The sequence below is a fragment of the Huijunlia imazamoxiresistens genome (assembly GCF_037132455.1).
Taxonomy (GTDB): Bacteria; Bacteroidota; Bacteroidia; order Chitinophagales; family Chitinophagaceae; genus Flavisolibacter; species Flavisolibacter imazamoxiresistens.
The window spans coordinates 1-4,276 of the sequence record NZ_JBBBEI010000067.1 but is presented as its reverse complement, the minus strand read 5'-3'; the positions used below and the strand labels follow the sequence as shown (position 1 = coordinate 4,276).

General features: G+C 41.1%; 2 protein-coding genes and 1 pseudogene. 1 reads left to right on the top strand and 2 read right to left on the bottom strand.

Features of this window, described 5'->3' with window-relative positions:
• Nucleotides 1–711 precede the first annotated feature (711 nt).
• Both V9K67_RS26765 and V9K67_RS26760 read right to left on the bottom strand, forming a co-directional pair.
• Complete coding sequence (locus V9K67_RS26765) at nt 712–1,254, bottom strand: Fic family protein (protein WP_336728155.1); 543 nt, start codon at nt 1,252–1,254, stop codon at nt 712–714.
• A pseudogene (locus V9K67_RS26760) lies at nt 1,248–1,804 on the bottom strand (Fic family protein). The gene V9K67_RS26765 and the pseudogene V9K67_RS26760 overlap by 7 nt, the downstream one beginning before the upstream one ends.
• Before the next feature lie 946 nt (nt 1,805–2,750).
• On the opposite strand from V9K67_RS26760, the gene V9K67_RS26755 reads away from it, so the two are divergent.
• A complete protein-coding gene (locus V9K67_RS26755) occupies nt 2,751–4,202 on the top strand; it encodes a hypothetical protein (protein ID WP_336728153.1) in 1,452 nt (483 codons plus the stop codon).
• Nucleotides 4,203–4,276 lie beyond the last annotated feature (74 nt).

The window sequence follows — 4,276 nt, the reverse complement described above, 5'->3', positions numbered from 1 at the left end:
TTATTCCGTTGCTGAGCGGCCTCCCGGGTGGCCTTGTTTCACCGAAAGAAGGTGGCTCACTTTAATCGAAATATTCAGTTATGTTGAATTGCCATCCCACCAGCACCAACAATGCAAGTGCAATGATCGCTATTGAGGTGAGGCGTATAAAGTAAGAAGTTCTATCCATAACCACCTTTTCTATTATCATGCAGGTTAAAGGCCGTTCTATTTAGGGTAACTATCATACCAAACATTGGTTAAACCGGCCCGGCAGAGGTCGTTGTATGGGTCGAGAGATTTTATTGATGAGTTAGTTCCGGCGGGACTTGCTTTTCAGTAGATCGGTCCTGAAGTAAAAATCCCCTCCGGAGGGAGGGGAAGATTTATAAGGCGTTAACAAGTTCGTCGGTTCAGGATACGGACGCCTTTGGTTTTTCAGGATTGGAAATTTTCAAAAGGTACTTACGGATAAAACGGGCTTTTTCTGGATAATGGAATTGGACGGTTTGGACTTTTGGATATTGTACTTGGATATTTCGGTTTTCAACAGGTATCGGATCGTTTGACCAGTCAAAGATAGAACGGCAGTGAGGGCTTTGCCTTGTTCCTTCGGCGAATGCCCCTCTTTTGAAGGTGAACCTTTTTTGAAAAAGAAGCGTTAAGAGTATAGCTGCGCAACGCAGTAAGAGTAAGGGGGTAGGGCCGATCCACCTCTACTTCAGAAAGCAATTAAAGATTCAGCGTATAATGGGTGCTTCGCCCCAGTCCTTCGACCCGTAGAACTTCCCACTCCAGCAACTGGTGCAGATCCCTGGCGGCTGTTGCCTTTGATGTTTCGGTAATTGCCATATATTTTTTGGCGCTCATGCCCCCCTGGAAACCCTCAGGACCAGCCTCGAACATCTTGCGGATCACCTTTGCCTGCCGCTCGTTGAACTGTTCCTTATATCGGTCAAAAAACCGCGACTTCTTCACAATGAAATCAACCACTTGCCGTGTCTGCTTTAGTGCATCCAGAGTAAGATGGACAAAATAGTGGATCCAAGGGCTGATCTCATTGCTTTTCTGGGCCACCTCCAATGCCCTGTAATAAGCTCTTTTCTCCCCTTCAATCGTTCGCGAAAGGCTTGGCAGCACGGGACGCCCCAATGTTTGTGAAAGTGCCTTTTCCGCAATTGCCCGTCCGATTCGGCCATTACCGTCTTCAAATGGATGTATGGTTTCAAAGTACAAATGGGCAATGGCGGCAGGGACCGGTGCTTTTTTCAGCATGTTCTTCCCCCCGGCGCAGTGTCATTGAACCATTGGATGAAGGCCTTCATTTCTTCGGGAACCCGGTAAGAGGGAAGCGCTTCAAAATGAATGGTTTCCTTGCCTATGGCGCCGATAACTACCTGCATGGGAGCTTCGTCTTTCCGCCATGCCCCTGTATGGATCTTAGTGGCTCCCGGCAACAGCATTTTGTGCCAGGCAAAGAGCTTTTCTTCGGTCAGTGCTTCTGCATAGGTTCGGCGTACATCCACCATCAATTCCCCTGCTCCCTGGGCCATTTGGTCTTTGACCGGCTCAGGGGTGGCGCTAAGCCTCAGGTGATTGCGGATGGAAGAAACCACGTCCTGCCGGCTCAGATATTCACCTTCAATCGCTGATGTTTTGAGGGCTTCGGCTACCATTAGGTCCAGTAAGGTCTCCATTTGCGAAGGGCTTCCAGTAAGCCACTGACATACCCTACCTGTTCAGCAAAATGGAAGAGGGTATCTTCCAACTCCTGCAGGACATACTGAAAATGGGGCCAATCCGGTTGTTGCCAGTTGTAGCTCATGAGCCGATTCTTTTCTTTAATTGACTCAAAATTAAGGATAAAATGAGCCATAGGTAGTGCCGTATTGGCTCAGGAAGGTAGGGTGGAGCACTTAGTGAAGCTGGTCGTCTGTAGCTTTTGGTCAATCATTCTCTAACTAAAGTTGCAAGCTACATTACTAGCTTGATCAGGAAATAGTGAACTTTAAGATGGACGTCAGGGAAAGTTAAGGTCTAGCTTTTGAAGATTATATTATAGGACCGTGGTGCATTTACCTAAGGTTTGAGTATTTAACCTTTGAGGCCACGGGTTCGAATAACCTGCGTTTTCGCACGCTTTTGTTAATTTGAGTATCGGGTCTAATTGAAGAGCTCAAATCCTTCCCCTCCGCTATAGCATAGTTAAAAGAGGCTAACAGACTATCAATGAACTATTATTTGGCGTTTGCTTTTTGGAACTGATCATTTGGATTAAAGAGTTCCAATTCATGTTGATCTTTATTATCCCTGTTCTATTTATAGCGCTTGATTATTTACAAAGGCCCGGAAACAACAAAAAGAAGAGGGTAATATCTTTTGCCCCCAAAATCTATTATAAAAATTTGATTAGTACGTCGTAGGTTCTTCAATTGACAAAAAATAAATAGGACATAATAGCTTCAGATACAGGTAACAATCTTCCAACTTCAAGATATATTTAAAAGGAACAACAAAACAAAAACTGAGGCCGGGATAAACACCCAAAAGTAAGGGACAATTCAGGATATGGAAGGAGTTGATGAAAATATATTCAATCGAATATTTCTGGAATTGAAAAAAAAAGTCAACATCTGGGGACCTGTTTAGTAAAAACAAGCAGCCATTGCCCTAGCCCGAACGTCGAAGAAACCGACAAGTATTATATTTAATCTTGCATTTCAGAAAAACTAATATTAAATTTATCCATTTCGTAAACCAACAACTACGTTATGAGCTACAAAAGTTTCTATTTGTCAAGAAGCATTTGCTTTGTTATTTATATTCTTTCCTTCTCATTTGCGTTTAGTCAGAAAACGAATACTGAAAAAAATATTAGCAATCAGGTATTTACTCTTTCAACCTGTGACACGACTTCCTTATTATACAGTAATACAACTGGCCGGACCGCTACACTCTCAGCTTCAAGTCGAGCACTAACAACATTAAGAATCACAGGAATTAATCCCCTGCGTTACAAGTTCTTCCTGAACAACGAGGCAATCAGTCATTTTATGGAAACCTCTGCTATTCCAATTACGATTAATAATTTTTTGAATGGAGATTACACGAACATAGCACCGGAAATAAAAATTCCGGAAATCTTTAAAGTCGACAGCATTACCAGCAAGCTAAAGGTTAAAGTACGAGCTTTCCAAGATCGTATTAAGTATATAAAAGATACCCTCATAGTGCTTCGTACTGATATAAATAATCGCTACAATATGGTTTATGACAGTGTTATAGCCAGAGGGATTAACAATGGGGATACCGTAAGGATCAATGATCGTGCATACCAAGCGACAAAAACGGACCAGAAACGCTTAGCTCTGCTCCGTCTCTTTGATAACTATAGCGATAAGTTAGAGTTAATTTTGGTAGACTATCAGTCGTTTACTGGCAATTTGCCATTGAATAATCCGGCATTTGAAGTTTTAGCTCGGTATCGTGAGATAAATTTGGAGGAGGAATCAAGAAAAATAGCGGACAAAGACGTAATGGTTGTCCTAAAGATGCAGAAACAGTTTGGTGATGACTATCTTATGCATGATCAACGTTTCAAGTGGATAGACAAGCAAATGGATAATATTAACAGGAATTTCACTAGTATATATGATGCAACTTTAGATGCAACCATCAACCGATTAATTGACACCCTACGTTATTACAACTTTAGTTGGCCCGATCAGAAGAGAACTTACTTTTCATCTTTCAACATGTATCCTTCAGGTTATCGATTGTCAAATCCATATAACGATAACATCGTTGCTGTTAAGGAAATGGTCCTAAACAAGCGCTTTCAGTTATACGAAGAATTTGTTTTAAATACAGCAACAATGATTGGCGTGTTGGTACAAAATAAATTTGGCGAATACTCACGTTACAATAACCGGCTATTGAATTTAAGGTATGTTACACCAGAAATGCTAAATGAAATTAAAAGCAAAAGTGAAAAGCTGAGAAATACATTCGAGTTTGTACAAAAGACAAGTGCTGAATTACAGGTATTAGTTAGCTATTTAGATATTAATACAGAACTTTATGAGAGTATTGCTAAAAGAATAAATACTAATTATGTTTTTCTACTTCAATATCTAAAAAATTTGGATTTCGTGGCAAATGAGAATGAGACTCCATTGTTTACACTTCCTTCTTCTACGAACGTTAACAATGTTGATCTATGAAATACTCCCAAGTCTTCGGACAATTTCTTGATGTTGCTAAGAGATGATTTTCGGCGCTTTAAAATGAATGATTG

Bases quoted from the DNA above. Each gene is read 5' to 3' on its own strand.
- V9K67_RS26755 (WP_336728153.1), top strand. From the start codon at position 2,751: ATGAGCTACAAAAGTTTCTATTTGTCAAGAAGCATTTGCTTTGTTATT.
- V9K67_RS26765 (WP_336728155.1), bottom strand. From the start codon at position 1,254: ATGCTGAAAAAAGCACCGGTCCCTGCCGCCATTGCCCATTTGTACTTT.